Source organism: Pontibacter populi, assembly GCF_040278685.1.
Lineage (GTDB): Bacteria > Bacteroidota > Bacteroidia > Cytophagales > Hymenobacteraceae > Pontibacter > Pontibacter populi.
The window spans coordinates 28,941-47,158 of sequence record NZ_JBEOKT010000011.1 but is presented as its reverse complement, the minus strand read 5'-3'; the positions used below and the strand labels follow the sequence as shown (position 1 = coordinate 47,158).

The window sequence follows — 18,218 nt, the reverse complement described above, 5'->3', positions numbered from 1 at the left end:
ATACCATAAAAGCGGGGCTGGTGCATAACCAAAGAGCCCTGCTTTTATAGTTTATAGTACTCATTTATCGTCTGCTAGTGCGAGCGTGTCGCTCGTACTGTTACTCGTGCTGTAGCTATAGTTTCGTAGATAAGAAAAGGCACGAGCTACAAGCTCGCGGCATCTGGAATCAGTTATCAATTGAAATACGTACCGATTTTCCTTATTTGTTTCATTTCCTTTTTCTTTTGTGCATCAGGATTAGCCTGATAGTCAAGAAATGCCTGATAACTATAGCCAGGAGCTTTTTGAGTAAATGTGTTAGCGAGCCTGCCTGGTGATAAAACTTTTCCTTGTAATTTTTGACTCTTCAGATTAGCTAAAAATGCTTCTGGAGCAAAGTTTGTTTCATCGGGAGAAAAGTAAACTATCCATTTGGCGTTGAATTCTGGGTTTTTGAAAGACCAAAGTGTACTGTAGACACTAGGTTTGTCTTGACCAAATGCTATGCTGAAGGCATCATAACCTGATTTAATAACAGAAGATTCTGCTTTAGGAGCTAAGTCTATGTCATCGGGTACAGTCGATCCAGAATATAAATAAGTGTGTCTGCTGTTATCAGCAGCTGTATACTGTACCTGAAGGTCAAATTCTGCAATACCCTTTGATGGATACTGTAAATCGTATTCATTGCTTGCCGCTATTGCTGGCCAGTAAAGATTTAAGGGCTTACTATAATTACCTGCAGTTAAAAACCCATTTAAAAAAATCATATAATTTGATGCGCCTGCAGGCCTGTTGTACTTTTGTTTAATAGTATTAGAGGAACCAGAAAAATCTATAGTTGTTTGAGCTGATGTTAATTCAGTAAGGATGTACTTACCATACTTTGGCAATAATAAATAAGCAACATCTGTCGGTAACAACTTGTCATAATCGATCGATAAGGTGCTTCCGCTCCAAGATGTCCTGGTACTGCCTGGGTCTCTTGTCATGTAATGAAAACCAGCATCGTAAGGAGGAAGGTTATTGTAAATTATTTTAGCTCTTTCATATTGACTCGTGGCTGTACTGGGATCTGCAAATTCATCGATATGCCAGTCTGTAGGAGCTTTAACTTTCACATAAGTTCTTATAAAATACTCGTTACTTGATGCATTGTAATGAATAGTTGTAAGATAAATTTTAGTATCTGTAGTCCTGACTTTCAGCGAATGTTTTTTGGTGGAGGCAAGTATGGTGTCCAGTAAAATTGTACCGTTCTCCTGTGATAAGATAAGTTCTATGTCTTTAATATCTTTGGAGGGGGTGTCGTACTGGAAGTTGATATCATAATCATGAGAAGAAGGTTGTGGTAATTCATCTTTTTCTGTCTCACAGCTTGAAAGAGTTACTATAAAGAGTAGGCTTGAAAGTATAAGTTTGCGCATAGGTTTAAGTTAAGTAATATTCTAATATTCAAATATAAATAAAACTCTTTACTTTCGTTAAAACGTTAACTTATATTAATGTACTCAAACATGTGAACTGTGCTCATTGTAGGTGTAATGTGGTAGAGTTTATACCATTTGGCTTCAAGTTCGTGATAGCCGGAAAGTGGTGAAATTAAATGCCGGGTACTGCAGTTGCCCTTAGCTGGCGCGAACTTGTAGCTCGTGACTCCTTACTTCAAACCAGATCAATTTCCAATAAACCTTTACCTCCACTATAGTTTATCGCACTGCTATACTTCCAATGGTGCGATTCCGACACAAAGCCGGCTTCTACCGGGTTGTTATGGATGTAGTCGATCTTCTGGTCTATTACGGCTGCGCTCCACAGCTCGATAGGTTTGTTGTGCTGTTGCCAGAACTGACGGTGTTTCACGTTGCTGTTTTTCTGTCCGGCTCTCTCCATCAGCCATAGCATCCATTCTTTCCTGCTCTCCTGGTTGTGTTCGGTAATGGCTTTTTGCAGCTGTTTGGAAGTATAAGTTTTCAGTTCCTTTAGTAGTACGCTGGGGTTGTTGTCTTTGGCTTGGAAGATGAGATGTACGTGACTGGGCATGATACACCAGGCATAGATTTCCATGCCTTTGTTTTTACTGCAATAATCCAGGCTGTCTGTGAGTATGTCAAAGTACTCCTCCCGCGTAAAAACGTCTATCCAATACACCACCGCAAAACTCACAAAGTATAGCCCTTCCTTGTTATGAAATTTATACTTCCTGCTCATGAAAGCTTATACTTTAATTAGCAATTTGCGGGTTTAGGAATTTGTACGCTAGTGCGAGTAAATGTGCTGGTGCGAGCTTGCAGCTAGTACTGTTACTCGTGCTGAAGGTTTGGCTGCATGGAAAAGAAAAGGCACGAGCTACAAGCTCGCGCCAGCGGGGGGTGCCATTTGGAATAGAGATGAAGATGACAGGCGAGTGGGACGTTTCTTCAAATATTATATATGTAGAAGTAAGAACTATAAATATTGTACCAGCTTCTGCTTATAGTGAAATCATTTTTACTAATGATATTCTTAAGAAAATGGAGCAGGAGTTTTTATATGATAATCAATCAGAGATGATGCTTAAAGTAGATGATATAACAGATGATAGGATAGTTACAGAGGGAGTGAATGGACCAATTATTATGCATCGGAAACCTTGAAATATATAAAGCTGAATTCTAATAGTGCGGGCTTAGTTGAAAAGGCACGAGCTGCAAGCAGGAGATATCACTTGTTTTCTTATTCATTGTTCTGTTGATCAATTGCAATTGCAGCTTTATCAATCAAATCTTGGTCAAGCACACGATAATAATGCGTTTTTGGGAAATCATCCGCAGGTACATCTGCTGCTCCCAATTCTTCTGTACTTAGTTCTGTGATTAATTTGTTTACCTCACGATTATCTTCCGTCCAAACTGCAGACGCACCGTATTTATCTATAATTTCAAAAGTTTCTTCAAAGCTCGTGACATCTGTCAAATGATCAAATTCAATAAATTTTCCGTCATTATAAGTATCAGTAATTTGATAGAAATTTTCTTCAGCATATAAACTTTCATTCTCTTCTAACAAGTATATCAATTTTCCTTTTCCATATCTGTTTGGTTTAGTGAATGCGACATATATATTCCCACCGGACACAAGCTCTCCATTTCGTTCTCCTACAAGTCTAGTTTCCCATAGGCCAACAATATGTTTCGGCTCTATTTGAAGATCCTTTTGAAGATCCTTTGTGAATTTTCGTTTTTCAGAGGAATTGCATCCAGTTAGAAGTAATAGGAATACAGAAAAATTAACAACAAATAAAAAAGGTTTAACATGATCCATTATCATAGCTACATTTTATCCAGAATCTCACTTTTTTTCTTTTCGAATTCTTCTTCTGTAAGAACACCCGAGTCACGTAACTCTGCAAGTTGCTTTAATAGTACAATGGGGTCTTTCTGCTGAGTAAAATTAGATTGAGTTTCTGAATCAGCACTTTCTTGGTTATCAATCTTTCGTATAAAGATGTCAGTTTGACCATTCATTACTTCCCAATTATTATTCATTAAGCGATCCTTTAAATCATGGTAAAGAGAATCAACTAAATTATCATAAAGGGGAGATGTTTCGATAGGTACAAGTTCTTGAGGTGATAGCTTGTAAGCTGTATGTCTGTAAGTTTTTTTTTCTTTCGAAAAGAATCCGGATCCTTTAACTGTATTACTATCTAATTCAACAACACAATATTCATATATTTCATCAAAATTTGCCTCAGTAGTTGGACGTGAGAAGGCTGTGAATCCTATCTTACTCCAACCTTCTGTAAGAAGTTGGTTTCCAAAATTATCTATATTCTTTGTTAAAGAATTATTATCGTGAGGACCAGTGGACTTTATTTCAACCAAACCGCTTGGTGTGTATTTATAAGCAACTAGATCTGAATAATATTCTTTATCTGTTTTTCTAATTTCTATGCTACAATATTCGTGTTGTATCATTTAATTAAATTTTTATTTCACATTGTTATATTATTTCAGTCTTTAGCAAAAGTTAAAAACAAAAAATGAGTAAAGTAAAGCTGTTATTTTATGTGCCTACTTTGTAAAATAAAGACTTTTTTAATACAAGCTATGAATTAAATTTACTAGTTTTTCTCCCAAGTCAGCATGCTTATTGGAGCAAACTATACCTCCAATAAGAGCAAAAAACATTGAGGTGAAGCCAAGGATAAGTGCTGTATAAGCACGTTTAAAGTCTTTAAGCCTATTTTTTGGTTTAGCATCTGGATTTTTAAAAAACTGAGACCATAAGGCTGTATCCTTTAGTACCGTCCACGCTATCATTCCACCAATAACTCCTCCTAAGTCTATAGCAACGCATACACCAAAAAATGTACGTTCTAAATAACCAGTTATTAGTCCTGACAGCCAGTTTGGAACAAACTCAATATTATTTTGTCTTTTTAAGAAATTATTTTCTAAAATGAATTGTAGTGATGCAACAACAAATCCACCTCCCGTAACAGCAACAATAACAATTCCTATGTACCATTTTAGACTTAGTATATTTTGAAAACTCCTTGCAGCATCTTGAAATAAATAAAGTCCTAAGATGGAAAGTATAAACACACAAACAGTTAATGACAATTCTTTTGATTCCCTATCTCTAATATGATTTGCAAGAGATCCATTATTATGTAGTGTAAGTGAGTCAATAAATTCTTGCAAGTAATATCTGGACGGATCAGACATACTTTTTAAATCAATATTTAAATCATCTATTGATTTATAAATTTTCGCCTTGATTTCTTCGGGATGCATTATAAAACGAGAATAGTGAAATCATTACAACTACATTAGTATAAAATCTTGGTTGTTTAGTTATTATAAGATTAACTATTTTTCGGACTTTGTTCTCAGTGCTTCGCCTATAACAACAATTACAAATCCAATTAAAAGTAAAAAACCTAGACTTTTGAAATTAATGCTGGTACCGTTCAACCCATTTATAAAGTAGATAAAAAACCAAAGAAACATCCAACTGCCACCTAAAAAACGCAATATTGTTCCTGCTGTTCTTTTTATTTTCATGATAATAATTATTTCTCTGTTATATAATAGATCTGATAATGGTTTTGTGGTAATTACGTTTATTATGAAATTACTAGTCTACTTAGTTAATAGTGCTTGATTTATAGTGATCAAACAATATTATTGAACCCTATAATGTGTAACAGTCCCATACCCCCATGAACCTTCCGTAACAAATTTGTTAGATGTAAAATCAATTATTTTTAGTGCGAAATTTTCAGCTAAAAATTCCTTTTCCAATTGTTCAGGTATTTCAGGATTTTTATTAAAGTAATCTTTAGCGGATTCCGAAATAGGAGATACTTCAAGACTACTAGGTTCAAGGCGTAATTTGCCAAAGGATATATCCCATTCACCAGTACTTCTGGTCTCAACAATGTATTCTCCTGTTCTAAAAACACTACCTTGCTTGTTAAGCATTGTATAAATTACCCTTATGTTATGCGTAAACCTGCCATTTCCCATAAGTTGTAATTCTGATACAATTCTTCCTTTAACCTCACCAGTCTCTGGTATTTTACCAAACTGGACAAAGATTTCATCTTCTGGAATTTGCTCGTTTGCTTTCCATTCACCTATGAATTCTGTATTATCAAACTTTTCATCACAAGATGTTGTGAAAACGCTGAAAATACAGAATATGATTAAGGTGAGCTTTTTCATTATTGATTTATAATATTTTTAAGTAATTAAGACAAAGGCTTGTGATTATATAACGTGATACATTAATATCATAAACCCGAGATTTGTAATCTTAACTTCATATTTATCTTACAATAAAAACTATTTCTTAGTTTTGTATTAACTGTTAAACAGTTATTATTTTGAGTTATTAATGGATTATTTTTAGTAAAGATATAATTTTATATTTTGTAAATAACGTACTAGTTTTTTATTAATTATAATTATTCATTCCCCCTTGCCCTTCAACCCTTTTACCATAGACCTCCCTGTCCGGGAAATCATACCTGCCGTAAGAGAGCACCTAGCGGCGCAGAACACGCTGATCGTAAACGCCCCTCCCGGAGCCGGTAAAAGCACCTTGCTGCCACTGGCTATACTGGATGAAGTATGGCTGAAAGATCAGAAGATCATCATGCTGGAGCCCCGGCGCCTGGCGGCCAAAACCATTGCCGAGCGCCTTGCGCAGCTACTTGGCGAGGAGGTAGGCCAGACCGTCGGTTACCGCATCCGTTTCGAGACCCGCATCTCCGAGCAAACCCGCATCGAGGTCGTAACCGAAGGCATCCTCACCCGCATGATCCACAGCGACCGTTCGCTCACAGGTATAGGTATCGTGATCTTCGACGAGTTTCATGAGCGCAGCATCCATGCCGACGTGGCCATGGCCCTGAGCCGGGAAGCGCAGCACACGCTTCGCCCGGACCTGCGCATTATGGTGATGTCGGCCACCCTGGATATGCCCCAGCTCACCAGTATATTGAAGGCCCCGGTGGCGCAAAGTATGGGGCGGCAATACCCCGTAGAGACCATTTATACCGGCGACGCCGACGACCGTATGCTGCCTGAAATGACGGCCCGCGTAGTGCAGCAGGCTGCCAAGGAGCAGGAAGGGGATATCCTCGTGTTCCTGCCCGGCGAAAACGACATCCGGAAAGTAGAAGAATTACTCCGCAGGCAGCTGCGCGATTTTAAGATACACTCGCTGTTCGGTATGCTGCCTTTTAACAAGCAGTACGCCGCCATTATGCCCAACCGCGAAGGCAAACGCAAAGTGGTGCTGGCCACAAGTATAGCCGAGACCAGCTTAACCATAGAAGGCATTTCGGTGGTGGTGGATACGGGCTTCGGCAAAACCTCCCGCTTCGATCCAAAGTCCGGATTGTCTAGGCTCGAAACAGTGCGCATTTCCAAAGACGCCGCCGACCAGCGTGCCGGTCGTGCCGGTCGTTTGGGCCCAGGTACGGCTTACCGCATGTGGAGCAAGACCACGCAGGAGCGCATGGCCCCGCACCGCACGCCCGAGATCATGGAAGCCGACCTGGCCAACCTGGTGCTCGACATGGCGCAATGGGGCATTACTGATATCCGTGGCCTGACCTGGCTGAACCCGCCGCCGCGCGCTGCCCTGCAATCGGCCACCGAAATGCTGCACCAGCTGCAGGCGCTGGAGCATGGCCGCATAACCGAGCATGGCAAGAAAATGCACACGCTGCCGTGCCACCCGCGCATCGCGCACATGCTGCTCAAAGCCGAGGAAACCGACCAGGTAGCCTTGGCAAGTGATATTGCCGCCATCCTGGAAGAGCGCGACCCACTGGACCGCAATGCCGGTATCGACATTAATTTGAGAATAGAAGCCCTCAGAAGGTATAGAAAAGAGCAGGGGCAGGGCAAGCGTTTCGGCAAGATCGAGAAGATAGCCCGCTCGTACCGCCAGCTGTTTAGTATAGAGCCTGAAAACGATAAATTTGATGAGTACGAAACTGGTGTACTACTGACGCATTGCTACCCCGAGCGTATTGCTTACGCCCGTCCCGGCAACAACGCACAGTTCCAACTGGCCAGCGGTCAATACGCATCTGCCGGTCACCGCGACGACCTGGCGCACGAGCCCTGGCTTGCCATCGCGCACCTGCACGCTGGCACCGGCGACAACCCCGGCCGCATTTTCCTGGCATCGCCGCTCAACCCGAGAGATTTGGCCCCGCTCGTAAAACAGCAGGAAGTTTATACCTGGGATGTAAACGACGGCGAACTGACTGCCTCTATGGACACCCGCATCGGAAGTATAGTTCTGCAAAGCAAACCACTGCCACCACCCGACGAGAAGCACCGCGTACCTGCCATCTCCGAAGCCATCAAACACGAAGGCGAGCACCTGCTGGACTTCAACCACGACGTAACCCAATGGCAAAACCGCGTGATGAGCCTGCGTAAATGGCGCCCCTCCGAGTTCTGGCCCGACGTAAGCACCGCCACGCTACTCATGACCAACTGGGATTGGCTGAAGTCATATTTGTTTGACATCGAGCACCCGGATGAGCTGATGGAACTGGAACTGTTGCCGATACTGGAGAAGTTTTTAAATGACGAGCAGCGCGCAAGACTGGAGGTGCTGGCTCCGGCAACTATAAACCTGCCGGATAGCTCAACTATAGAATTAGATTATAAACCTGATGGCAGCCAGCCAAAGCTGGAGATACGACTGCAGGATATACTTGGCTGGGAAGAAAGCCCGACAGTAGATGAGGGAGAGATGACCGTGGAGCTGGCTTTGCTGTCGCCGGAGTTGAAGCCTATTACTACTGTATCTGACCTGGGTAGTTTCTGGAAAGGTAACTATAGAGTGATCAAACGGCAGTTGGAAGTGGTGTTTCCGGAGGTGGATTGGGAGAGGGGAGGAAGTTAGAGAGTTTGGGAGTTAGAGAATTTAGGAAGTATTCGTGCACGATTAACCCACCCCTGCCCCTCCGAGGAGGGGAATTTATGCTCATGATGGAGGATTGATAATTGTTCTATAGTTATAGTTTATTGAAGGACTATAACGAGATATTCAATATCAATTGTTAAAATTACGTTAGGTGATAATACCCCTCCTCGGAGGGGTAAGGGATGGGTTCCTACAATTGCCGGTTCTCCAACACCCAAGACTCAATTGCCCGAACTACATTTTGAATGTCTTTCTTCACCTCCAGGTCTTCAAACCTAAGAAATCGTATACCTAACTTTTCTAGTTCCTGCTGCCGATGCACATCTGCGTTATATATGTAATCATGGCTATCACCATCTATTTCAATAGCCAGTAACAATTTTTTGCTATAGAAGTCAACAATGTAGTTGCCAAGTGGCTTTTGCCTGTCAAAGTCTCTGCCGATGAGTTTTCTATTCTTTAATTCATTCCAAAGCAACACTTCGGATAAAGTGCTGTTCTGCCGGAGTTGTTTAGCAAGTTCTTTTAAGTATGGCTTGTAGGGGATGACAATGCGCTTCATTCTGTGCTAGGTTGGCCCACCCCTAACCCTCCGAGGAGGAGGATTGTTCCCATGTAGAATGAATAAGTCCTTAAACTACTTCTACAAGTTTATTAAAATCCCACCTCCTAAGACTATTGAGAACGCGAGTTAGAAAAAAGTGAGTGTAACTCTGATGTTAGGGGGATTTCAGCAATTATATGACTATAGCAAGAACGGCCTTGATATTGCTCAGTTAAGACCGAAAGGGGCGCATTTTCTTCAACTACTTTGTATCGCCTAAACAACATTGCACAATTCCTGCCGTTAAATAGGAAATGAATGCGCTTACCAAATGGCAATTGTCATAAAGGAAGCATGAAATATTTCTTAATAAACTCTAATTACTATGAAAAAACTTAATTGGGCATTCCTGATTCTTTTCTCTTTTGCATTCGTTGCCTGTGATGATGACGATGATGATGTAACACTTGACACTACTGATCCGGTGATTACGATCACTTCTCCTACAGATGGTGCTACAGTTACAGCTGGCGGGGTAATTAACCTGGAAGGTTCTGTTACAGATAACGAGGGGCTGGAAGAGATTACTATTAGTATGACTGACCCGGACGGAACAGAAACAGAGCTTTCAGATGAGACCATCAGAGATTTCCTGAACGACGACAGAGAAGCTGATTTTGACATTGACATTACCGTTGATGCTAATGCAGCTCCGGGTGACTGGATGGTAAATGTAACAGCGATGGACGATGCCGGAAATGAAGCGACAAAGTCTGTAATGGTTACTTTGACTGAATAGGTCTGAGGACTTATAACGTATTTTAAACAGAAGGCCCTGCAACTAGCAGGGCCTTCTGTTTTAGATGAATTTCGAAAGCTGCTTACGGGTAAACAATGGACCTTTCATAATTGCACTGCTTTTTTTAAAATACTTTAAAATTATTTTCATCAAGAAAACTGCATTTAAAGCCATTTGAGAGGGAAATGATGAAATGAGTGAAAAATAATTGCACAAATTTTTAAGAAGTTGTAACCCCTGCGTAACAATGCCCGTAAAAGAGGGTGGCTAAAAGTTGAAGATGGTTCAATTGTAATGATTGACCGTTCGATATAGAAAACGGGCTTCTGAAAAGAAGTCCGTTTTTGTTTTTTGTGGGCACTGAGTTCTCACTAACTATAGTTCTTTACACAAACCAGGCAGCGTTCCCCGAAACAGAAATACCGATACTGTCACCAACCTTAAACCTGTCCTCGTTGGTTCTAACAGAAACACTGACCTCATCTAGCAAAACCTCCATTTCATAGTGGCTCCCAAAATAATGTATGGCGGTAACTACACCCGTAACGGAACTGCTATCCTGGCTGGAAACTATAAAACTTTCCGGACGAATAAGCAGGTCTTTGCCTTTTGGTTGTTTGCCAATAATACCTGAGAAGGCTGTTGTTTTGCCATCCGGAATAAGATTGTATTTTCCGAAAAGCGAGGCGGTGTATTCGTTTACAGGTTCTTTATAGATATGCTGTGGCGTACCTTGTTGTATCATTTTTCCGTTCTGCATCACCAGTATCTCATCAGCCCACGAAAGGGTGTCCAGCGGGTCATGGGAAATAAGGATACAGGTTATACCAAGCTCGTCGCTGATGTCGTGAATGACAGACTTCAGGATGCTCTTGTGACCCATGTCGAGATTAGAGAAAGGCTCGTCTAGGAGCAGGAGGCCGGGCCACGAACTGAGCAGGCGGGCAAGTGCGATGCGCTGTCTTTCGCCACCGGAAAGCTGGTTGGTTCTGCGTTTGGCTAAATGCCTGATGCGGCAGACTTCATACAGCATCTGGGCTTCTTCTTCCGATAATGTATTTGAATAACTCAGCACCTGCTCTACACGCAAAAACTGGGGCAACTCGAACTGCTGCGACAGGTAAGCTATGTCGGGGTGGCCGGGCACCAGTTTATCATGCGGCCCTATCACTTTTTTACCCTGGAACGTTACCTTGCCGGCACTTGGCTGCACCAGCCCGGCTATCGTTTGCAGCAGCGTACTTTTACCGGAACCTGTCTCACCGGAAACGGCAATTTTCTGGTGCGCCCGCAATCCGAAGGTGATATCCTCTAATATGGTGACACCTTCTTCCACTACACTAATTCCGGAAACATCTAAAAAGGCCATGGCAGCAGGTTTGCTTTACTATAAACTATAATCCCAAAAGTACTCTAAAGCAATGTAGAATACCAGTGACCTGGTTGCATGATAAATTATAAGAAGCAGCTGAACTATAGATTTGAATTGCTTTTGAAAGCTATAGTAGTGATCCTGAAAACTATAGTTAATGATTGGTTAGAAACAGAAAAAGCCGCTCCTGGAAAGAGAGGCTTGTTATGTGCTTTACAGCAACCATAAATTTTGATGGTATTACAGAAGGTAATGGTAAACGCGTCATCAGTACACGCTTACCAGTACCTTTAGTTTTTATGTCAGGGTGCGTGGCTTAGCTGGTATACTTCTGTTAAAGGGAGTATACAGTAAGCACAGCGGAGATTTTATACAAGTTTTACTTTAACGGCATTCAGGCCTTTTAAGCCTTTTTCTACTTCAAAAGTAACTTTGTCGTTCTCTTTTATAGTGCCAGATACGCCGTTCTGGTGCACAAATATACTTTCCTGGGTTTCATGGTCTTTAATAAAACCATAGCCCTTTGAGCCATTAAACATCGTTACAGTGCCTTTTCTGATCAGGTCAGCCGGGTCAGCTTCTGCCTGTCTCGAAACGCCTATCTGTATGTCTTCCTGCTTAATTACCTTCTTCTTTTTGGTAGGATCTGGCGGTGTTTCGGTAATGTTGCCATTCTCATCCACATAAGCCATCATCTCGTCCAGCTCTTTTCCTTTGTTGGAATTGGCTTTACGATCTTCTTTCTTCGCTTCTTTGTCCTGTCTCTTTCTTAACTTCTTTTTTTCTTTTTCTTTTTTACTAAAAGTTTCCTGTGATCTACCCATAAATTGATTTTTGATTTCTATTATTCTATTCCTGTGATCGTTGGCGCAAGCCTGGCTATTTACTTAGCCAGGAAATTAGTGCCATTGCGTATCCACTTCTCGAAGAAGTTATTGTCGCTAAACTCGCCTGTTACCAGTTCAAAGTCGGCCACGTCTTTATTTGTACGGGAATCCATGAATCCAGGTAATGAATCCTGATTATTCGGTATCCAGTCCTGGCCTTTTTTCAGGGCTACACATATGTACTCGCGCGTGGTAGTGTCAACTAAGTATTTTCTGTTCATGATAATGGTGGGTTAAGTTGGATAACAATGAAGCAGCCAGGGCCGCGAAAAGAGGGAAGTGCCAAACGCACTTGAGCAAACAAATAAAAAAGCCTTACTAAACGTAAGGCTTTTTTATAATAAGGTATTAAGCCAGCTTAAGCTAACTTTACATTGACTGCGTTCAGTCCTCTCTTGCCTTCCTGAAGATCAAAAGTAACTTTGTCGTTCTCTCTGATTTCGTTCACTAAACCAGTTACGTGTACAAAGTACTCCTGATTTGAATTTTCTTCCTTGATGAAACCAAAACCTTTAGTGTCATTGAAGAATTTTACTGTTCCGTTATTCATGTTGTGATTTGATTTATTATATACCTACTACAAGTTTAGTGGCATATACGTTCATTATTTCTTACAATGTACAATAAAAAGTTTACAATAAACTAATATCTCATCTAAATAGATGAATAATGCCACTAAAAAGAAGAATATTTTTAAATAACTTCAATTATTTTCAACTATAGGCGTTAAAACACGGGCAAATACAAAATCTGAAGCCCGAAACACTTGTCCGGAATAGTTATATAACTGCTGATAATTAACAAGTTGCTTACCAGATTGTGTGGGTAATTTTGTAAACTTATAGTACCGATGCTCTTGTTGTAGTTTAAACTATAGCAAGTGTTGTTTTGCTGTTTCGGACATAGATGTCCGAAACTTTGTCTGCTGCGGACGTCCACGTCCGCGTAAAGCAAGGCTGTTCTACGGGGACTTGGAAGCCCCCAGCAGAGAGCTTTCGGACTTGAAAGTCTGAAAGAGCATTGAGTATAGTTGGTGAAAACCCCAACAACAGCGAAGTGTTGCAAACTATAGTTACCGAACTGAAAATTAAAACATCAACTATAAAACCATAACTATGAAGAAGTATCCTGTTCTGTTGGGAGCCTTATCGCTGGCTACGCTGCTTTCGTTCTCTTTTGTGCCGGCCCATAATCCTGTTGCTGTAAAACCTGCTGTAACTGCTGTAGCAGTGGCAACCCTGAAAGTTAATACACAGGCAAGCACCATGAAGTGGAATGCCAGGAAAGTAGGAGGGGAACACTATGGGAAAATAAACCTGGCCGACGGCGACCTGCAACTGAGCGGGAATAAATTAACCGGTGGTAACTTTACAATAGACATGCGATCTATAGTTGTGGAGGATATCAAAAGAGCAGAATCAAACAAAAAGCTGACCGACCACCTGAAATCTGATGACTTTTTCTCTGTTGAGAGTCATCCGACTGCTACGTTTACCATAACTAAAGTAAGCCGCCTTACAAAAGTGAAGGCAGGGGAGCCTAACTATAACATTACCGGCAACCTGACCATAAAAGGCATCACTAACCCGATCACGTTTCCGGCTACTGTACAGATAAATGGTAAATCGGTGGAGGCGAAAGCGCTGATAGAAGTGGACCGTACCAAATACGACATTAAATACAGATCGGGGATGATGGGCACAGCTGCCGATAAGATCATTTACGATAACTTTACCATAGACCTGAAACTGGTAGCCGATGCAGGCGCGAAAACAACTCAAAGCAGGTAAGCAAATATGCACTACTAAAAAGGCCTCTCAGCTAGTTATTAGCTGAGAGGCCTTTTTATGATTTAAACTATAGTTTACTTCTTAGGAGTTATCTTCCATAGTTCGCCGTTCTGTTCGTCGGTAACTATATAGAGTGCTCCGTCCGGTCCCTGGCGCACATCCCGGATACGCTGATTACGGTCGCCAAGCAAATGCTCTTCGCCGGTAACGCGGTCGTTTTCCAGCTGCAATCTTACCAGCACTTTATCTTTTAAGCCGCCTACAAACAAATTACCCTGCCACTCCGGGAAAGCGCTGCCCGAGTAGAACTGTGCACCTGATGGCGCTATAACAGGATCCCAGTAATATACCGGATCAACAAAGCCCTCCTTGGTGGTAACAGAATTCGGAATCGGTTTGCCTGAGTACTCTTCGCCGAAGGTAACAACCGGCCAGCCGTAGTTCTTTCCTTTTTCGATCAGGTTTACTTCGTCGCCGCCCTTAGGCCCATGTTCCACTATCCATAATCTTCCCTGGTTATCAAATGCCGCAGACTGTACGTTGCGGTGGCCTAAAGTCCAGATCTCAGGCTTGGCGCCCTGCTGATTTATAAACGGGTTGTCGGGTGCAGGTTTGCCATCAGTTGTAATGCGGAGCAGTTTGCCCATGTGGCTGTTCATTTGCTGGGCCTGTGGTCTTATCTCTAAGTCAGACCGTTCGCCCAGGGTTACATACAGCATCCCATCCGGACCGAAAGCCAGGCGCGAACCAAAGTGCTTGTCGCCGTTATAATCCGGCTTGGCCTGCAAAATAACTTTTACCTGGCTCAGGCTTTTGTTATCTGCAGAAAGTACGCCTTTGGCCACACTGGTAGCATTGGCATTTCCGCGTGGTTCCGAAAAGCTCCAGTATATCGTTCGGTCGGATGCAAAATTAGGGCTAAGCGCTACATCCAGTAAGCCACCCTGGCCTCTTGACATAACTTGTGGTACACCGGAAATGGGTTGTCCTACCTGCCCGGTAGCTGTTATTATGCGCATTGTTCCCGGCTTTTCAGTAACCAGCAGGTCCCCGTTCGGAAGTGGCTCAACAGCCCAGGGCTGTTGCAGGTTCTTCGCCAGTACTACTACATCAAAGGCGGCATTAGTGGTAATGGCTGGTGCCCGGTTCTGTTCCGGGAAAGTTGGCTGTTGTTCGGGTACGTTAGGCTCCCTTGTCTCGAGGGGTTGGGTATTGGCCTGGGCGGTTGGTGCGTCTGGTGTCGGGGTATCAGTGGTATCTGCGGTGGAGGTTTGTGTGCTTTCTTCAGGAGTGGTGGTGCGCTCGTTGCAGGCTGTTACGGTTAACCCCAGTACAATAGCTGCTGCTACTGAAAGTGTAGTTTTTTTCATAGTTTATGTCGCTTTAATTTCTTTCCGGACGATGCCCGGCGCTTATCAGTCTAATTTCTTAAAATGCTGAAAATAATAGTACTACATATTATATGATAAGGTTTATACTAGCGCAGTGCCCGTTATTATACCGGTTATAGTTTGTCCGGACTTTAAATACAGGGCCTTTGATTACAAAACACAGTGGGTACTATAATGTTATGCGCCAACTATAATTTGCTGTTTTTTTGTGTAACGCGTATAGGCAAAAGAGCTATTAATGAGCAACTTGTATAGTATAAACTTAACCCGAGCATCGTTATGAAATTTACGTTAGCTACTTTCTTGTTTTCTATAGTTGGCCTTTGTGCAATGGGCCAGTCAGCTATTCCGGCAGCTGAAGTACAGATAAAGGCGGCTGTCCTATCCGCGCCTGCCGATAAGCGCGCTGGTGCTGCAGTATATGGGTATAACCAAAAAGGTGAGCTGGCATTGCTGCGAAAAGGTACCAATGAAATGGTTTGCCTTGCCGATGATCCGAAGCAGAAAGGCTTTTCCGTGTCGTGCTACTACAAAGACCTGGACCCTTTTATGGCGCGTGGCCGCGAACTAAAGAAACAAGGAAAAGCGCACCAGGAGATATTTGACATGCGAGAAGCGGAGGCAAAAAGCGGCAAGCTGAAAATGCCCGAGCAACCAACCTCCCTGTTTGTGTACACTGCCACTGACGAAGACTTTAATACGACAACCGGAGAAGTTAAAAATGGCTACTTGCGCTATGTAGTTTATATTCCGTATGCTACTGCCGAAAGCACTGGCCTGCCACTAAAACCAGAAGCACCAGGAATGCCCTGGATCATGTTTCCCGGTACGCATGGCGCCCACATCATGATCACGCCTCCGCCACCAACCAAAGACAAACAATAGGTTACACCATAGGTAATTAAACCAGTAAAAAAGCTCTGTTACATTTAGTTAAGTAGCAGAGCTTTTTGTTTTAAATTGGTACCGCCGCAAACTATAGTTCATGTTAAAACTATAGTTCCGTTGGTTATGGTAACTGGCAGTTCTTAACGCTATGGATCTGTTCCGGGCCTATCTGGCTAAAGTCTGTTCCCTGGTTGCGTGTTTTCTACTTCATAAACTAAGTCCTGTATAAATTCCTGCTTTATAGCTAATTATACTTTTTTATAGGTTAGCTCTTGATTCTGTATTTATTAGATATAATATTTCCTATATTTAAAGTATCGTTTACTTAACTTTGCAAAAAAGATATGGCCACATTTAATGGTACTGAAGGTTCAGCTATAGAACTGGAACAAGCAGCTGCATGGACAGCAAATTACAGGAAAGAAGCTATAGCAGATCCCAACGGAATGGTAACAAAAGCCCATTTCTATGGCCGGGAGATTCTGCAAAAGTTACTGGACCAGGAAGGCTGCATGGGCATCAGGATGTACTATGCCCGCGACGAGAAAGGACAAAAGCAGCTGGTGCTGGTTGGCGCTGATGCGGAAGGGAATGACATGGAAGACATAGTTGTAGATAATAGTAAAATATGTCCGCCGGATTGCGATGAAGGAGGTAATCTGAACGGTTAATGGAATTTTTTTTAAGGCAGATCTATCCTTGGCTGATCGAGCTAGGTACGATATGGGTAATTGTGCCGTTTATTGCCGGGCTTCTGCTCATTCGTAAACCACATAAAAGTAAACAGTTCTGGTTGCTGTACCTGTTGGTTATAGTTTCTCTACTTTCAGAGGGAGTAGGGCAACTAGTGGTTTACCTGGGCGCAAAAAATAACATCTGGGTGGTTCATATATACACCTTAATGGAGTTCCTGATCTTATCTGCCATTTTCTTCAATAGCTTCAGAAGGCCGGTGTTCCGGAAAGGCATCATTCTGGCTGCTGTGCTTTTTATTGGAATTTCACTGATAGATGCCTTTCTGCTGCAGGGAATAACCCAGATGAATTCCCTTACAAAAGCTTCGGGTAACGCGATGCTTATGCTGATGGCCATTTTATACTTCTATAAAGTTGCCAACGACCTTACCGTTACTTACCTGGACCGGGATCCGGTTTTTTTATTAAGCTGTAGCCTCCTGATTTTAAAGGCAGGTACTACCATGTCGTATGCCATGTTTAACCAGGCGCTTGCTGCCTCTTATGATGCTGCCCGCATTTGCATTGCCATAACACTAGTCCTGAATATACTTTATTATACTGCTTTAATATTTATCCTGAAGAGGGCTACGTCATGATTGAGATACTGAAGCCAGTGATCATTATTACGCCGGTGCTTTTGGTGCTTGCCATTGGCATTATACTATTTGTGTTTAAGTACCAGCGGCGCATGTTGCAGCACCAGGAGCATTTGCGCCAGCTGCAGGAGGCCAAACAGCGCCAGTTACTCGATGCCACCATACAAGCCCAGGAAGACGAGCGCCGCCGTGTTGCCCGCGACCTGCACGATGAAGTTGGAGCTATGCTGGCATTGGTGAAATTAAATGTTCATCAGCTTACAGCCCAGGCAGAGAATAAAGAGGCGGGGCAGCAGGTTAAAAAGATGCTGGATGAAGTAATGGGCAGTGTCAGGCAGATCTCCCATAACCTGATGCCTGTTGTATTGGAGAAAATGGGCTTGCCGCAAGCCCTGGAAGCCATGCGGCGTTCCATCCCTGCGGCATCGGGTGTAGAAATGAAGCTGTACTGCAACCAACCGGAAAAACGGGTAGAACCTAAGACAGAGTTGTTCCTTTACCGCGCTGTGCAGGAGTTGCTGAATAACACTTTTAAACATGCCCAGGCTTCTGAGGTACTGGTAAACCTTCAGTTTTCTGATAAAGCCCTGCAGCTTATTTACCAGGATAATGGTAACGGGTTTGATTACGAGAACCTGTCGAAACAACCAGATACCGGCGGGGGACTTGGTTTAATGAACCTGCAGGCACGCCTTGAATTGCTGAATGGGAGGTTTGATTTCTTCTCTGCACGAAATTCTGGTACAAAAGCTACTATTTCTGTTCCGATTTCGTAAATTAGTAAAAC

At 42.6% G+C, this 18,218-nt stretch carries 21 protein-coding genes; 9 read left to right on the top strand and 12 right to left on the bottom strand.

Annotated features, from left to right (window positions below):
• Positions 1–176 precede the first annotated feature (176 nt).
• Together ABS362_RS12930 and ABS362_RS12925 are read right to left on the bottom strand one after the other, a co-directional pair.
• On the bottom strand, positions 177–1,409 hold the full coding sequence (locus tag ABS362_RS12930) for a hypothetical protein (RefSeq protein ID WP_350412910.1): 1,233 nt from the start codon (positions 1,407–1,409) through the stop codon (positions 177–179).
• 238 nt (positions 1,410–1,647) lie between these two features.
• Positions 1,648–2,193, bottom strand: a complete 546-nt coding sequence (locus tag ABS362_RS12925; protein WP_350412909.1) for an REP-associated tyrosine transposase — start codon at positions 2,191–2,193, stop codon at positions 1,648–1,650.
• A gap of 98 nt (positions 2,194–2,291) precedes the next feature.
• On the opposite strand from ABS362_RS12925, the gene ABS362_RS12920 reads away from it, so the two are divergent.
• Entirely contained in the window at positions 2,292–2,618 is a 327-nt protein-coding gene (locus ABS362_RS12920) for a hypothetical protein (RefSeq protein ID WP_350412908.1), read from the top strand.
• Positions 2,619–2,697: 79 nt separating this feature from the next.
• Here the strand turns inward: ABS362_RS12920 and ABS362_RS12915 are convergent, their stop codons facing one another.
• The 4 genes from ABS362_RS12915 to ABS362_RS12900 form a co-directional block, all read right to left on the bottom strand.
• The gene (locus ABS362_RS12915; RefSeq protein ID WP_350412907.1) at positions 2,698–3,291 is read right to left on the bottom strand and encodes a hypothetical protein; all 594 of its coding nucleotides are present in this window, start codon (positions 3,289–3,291) and stop codon (positions 2,698–2,700) included.
• Positions 3,292–3,293: 2 nt separating this feature from the next.
• A complete protein-coding gene (locus ABS362_RS12910; RefSeq protein WP_350412906.1) occupies positions 3,294–3,941 on the bottom strand; it encodes an SHOCT domain-containing protein in 648 nt (215 codons plus the stop codon).
• Between the two features lie 120 nt (positions 3,942–4,061).
• Positions 4,062–4,763: a hypothetical protein gene (locus tag ABS362_RS12905; RefSeq protein ID WP_350412905.1), complete on the bottom strand. Its 702-nt coding sequence runs from the start codon at positions 4,761–4,763 to the stop codon at positions 4,062–4,064.
• Between the two features lie 390 nt (positions 4,764–5,153).
• Positions 5,154–5,696 (bottom strand): hypothetical protein, encoded by a 543-nt coding sequence (locus ABS362_RS12900; RefSeq protein ID WP_350412904.1) that lies wholly within the window; start codon positions 5,694–5,696, stop codon positions 5,154–5,156.
• A gap of 256 nt (positions 5,697–5,952) precedes the next feature.
• Here ABS362_RS12900 and hrpB point away from each other — a divergent pair, with 256 nt between their 5' ends.
• The gene (gene hrpB / locus ABS362_RS12895; protein WP_350412903.1) at positions 5,953–8,406 is read left to right on the top strand and encodes an ATP-dependent helicase HrpB; all 2,454 of its coding nucleotides are present in this window, start codon (positions 5,953–5,955) and stop codon (positions 8,404–8,406) included.
• A 211-nt stretch (positions 8,407–8,617) separates the two neighbouring features.
• Here the strand turns inward: hrpB and ABS362_RS12890 are convergent, their stop codons facing one another.
• On the bottom strand, positions 8,618–8,989 hold the full coding sequence (locus ABS362_RS12890; protein WP_350412902.1) for an endonuclease domain-containing protein: 372 nt from the start codon (positions 8,987–8,989) through the stop codon (positions 8,618–8,620).
• A gap of 367 nt (positions 8,990–9,356) precedes the next feature.
• Here ABS362_RS12890 and ABS362_RS12885 point away from each other — a divergent pair, with 367 nt between their 5' ends.
• Entirely contained in the window at positions 9,357–9,770 is a 414-nt protein-coding gene (locus ABS362_RS12885; protein WP_350412901.1) for a DUF4625 domain-containing protein, read from the top strand.
• Between the two features lie 385 nt (positions 9,771–10,155).
• Here ABS362_RS12885 and ABS362_RS12880 read toward each other — a convergent pair whose 3' ends face one another.
• Positions 10,156–11,139, bottom strand: a complete 984-nt coding sequence (locus tag ABS362_RS12880; RefSeq protein ID WP_350412900.1) for an ABC transporter ATP-binding protein — start codon at positions 11,137–11,139, stop codon at positions 10,156–10,158.
• Positions 11,140–11,217: 78 nt separating this feature from the next.
• Between ABS362_RS12880 and ABS362_RS12875 the strand changes: the two genes are divergently transcribed.
• Complete coding sequence (locus ABS362_RS12875) at positions 11,218–11,370, top strand: hypothetical protein (RefSeq protein WP_350412899.1); 153 nt, start codon at positions 11,218–11,220, stop codon at positions 11,368–11,370.
• A 140-nt stretch (positions 11,371–11,510) separates the two neighbouring features.
• Here the strand turns inward: ABS362_RS12875 and ABS362_RS12870 are convergent, their stop codons facing one another.
• The 3 genes from ABS362_RS12870 to ABS362_RS12860 form a co-directional block, all read right to left on the bottom strand.
• Positions 11,511–11,966 (bottom strand): cold-shock protein, encoded by a 456-nt coding sequence (locus tag ABS362_RS12870; protein WP_350412898.1) that lies wholly within the window; start codon positions 11,964–11,966, stop codon positions 11,511–11,513.
• 59 nt (positions 11,967–12,025) lie between these two features.
• Positions 12,026–12,250 (bottom strand): hypothetical protein, encoded by a 225-nt coding sequence (locus ABS362_RS12865; protein WP_199110600.1) that lies wholly within the window; start codon positions 12,248–12,250, stop codon positions 12,026–12,028.
• Positions 12,251–12,387: 137 nt separating this feature from the next.
• Positions 12,388–12,579, bottom strand: a complete 192-nt coding sequence (locus tag ABS362_RS12860; RefSeq protein WP_162426032.1) for a cold-shock protein — start codon at positions 12,577–12,579, stop codon at positions 12,388–12,390.
• Between the two features lie 565 nt (positions 12,580–13,144).
• Here ABS362_RS12860 and ABS362_RS12855 point away from each other — a divergent pair.
• On the top strand, positions 13,145–13,819 hold the full coding sequence (locus ABS362_RS12855) for a YceI family protein (RefSeq protein ID WP_350412896.1): 675 nt from the start codon (positions 13,145–13,147) through the stop codon (positions 13,817–13,819).
• Between the two features lie 74 nt (positions 13,820–13,893).
• Here the strand turns inward: ABS362_RS12855 and ABS362_RS12850 are convergent, their stop codons facing one another.
• On the bottom strand, positions 13,894–15,189 hold the full coding sequence (locus ABS362_RS12850) for a PQQ-dependent sugar dehydrogenase (RefSeq protein ID WP_350412895.1): 1,296 nt from the start codon (positions 15,187–15,189) through the stop codon (positions 13,894–13,896).
• A gap of 300 nt (positions 15,190–15,489) precedes the next feature.
• Between ABS362_RS12850 and ABS362_RS12845 the strand changes: the two genes are divergently transcribed.
• From ABS362_RS12845 to ABS362_RS12830, 4 genes are all read left to right on the top strand, one after another.
• Positions 15,490–16,095 carry a hypothetical protein gene (locus tag ABS362_RS12845; RefSeq protein WP_350412893.1) on the top strand — a complete coding sequence of 202 codons (606 nt, stop codon included), beginning with the start codon at positions 15,490–15,492 and terminating at the stop codon, positions 16,093–16,095.
• A 347-nt stretch (positions 16,096–16,442) separates the two neighbouring features.
• Complete coding sequence (locus ABS362_RS12840; protein ID WP_350412891.1) at positions 16,443–16,769, top strand: hypothetical protein; 327 nt, start codon at positions 16,443–16,445, stop codon at positions 16,767–16,769.
• On the top strand, positions 16,769–17,431 hold the full coding sequence (locus ABS362_RS12835) for a hypothetical protein (RefSeq protein WP_350412890.1): 663 nt from the start codon (positions 16,769–16,771) through the stop codon (positions 17,429–17,431). Before ABS362_RS12840 ends, ABS362_RS12835 begins: the two co-directional genes overlap by 1 nt.
• A complete protein-coding gene (locus ABS362_RS12830) occupies positions 17,428–18,207 on the top strand; it encodes a sensor histidine kinase (RefSeq protein ID WP_350412889.1) in 780 nt (259 codons plus the stop codon). The genes ABS362_RS12835 and ABS362_RS12830 overlap by 4 nt, the downstream gene beginning before the upstream one ends.
• Positions 18,208–18,218 lie beyond the last annotated feature (11 nt).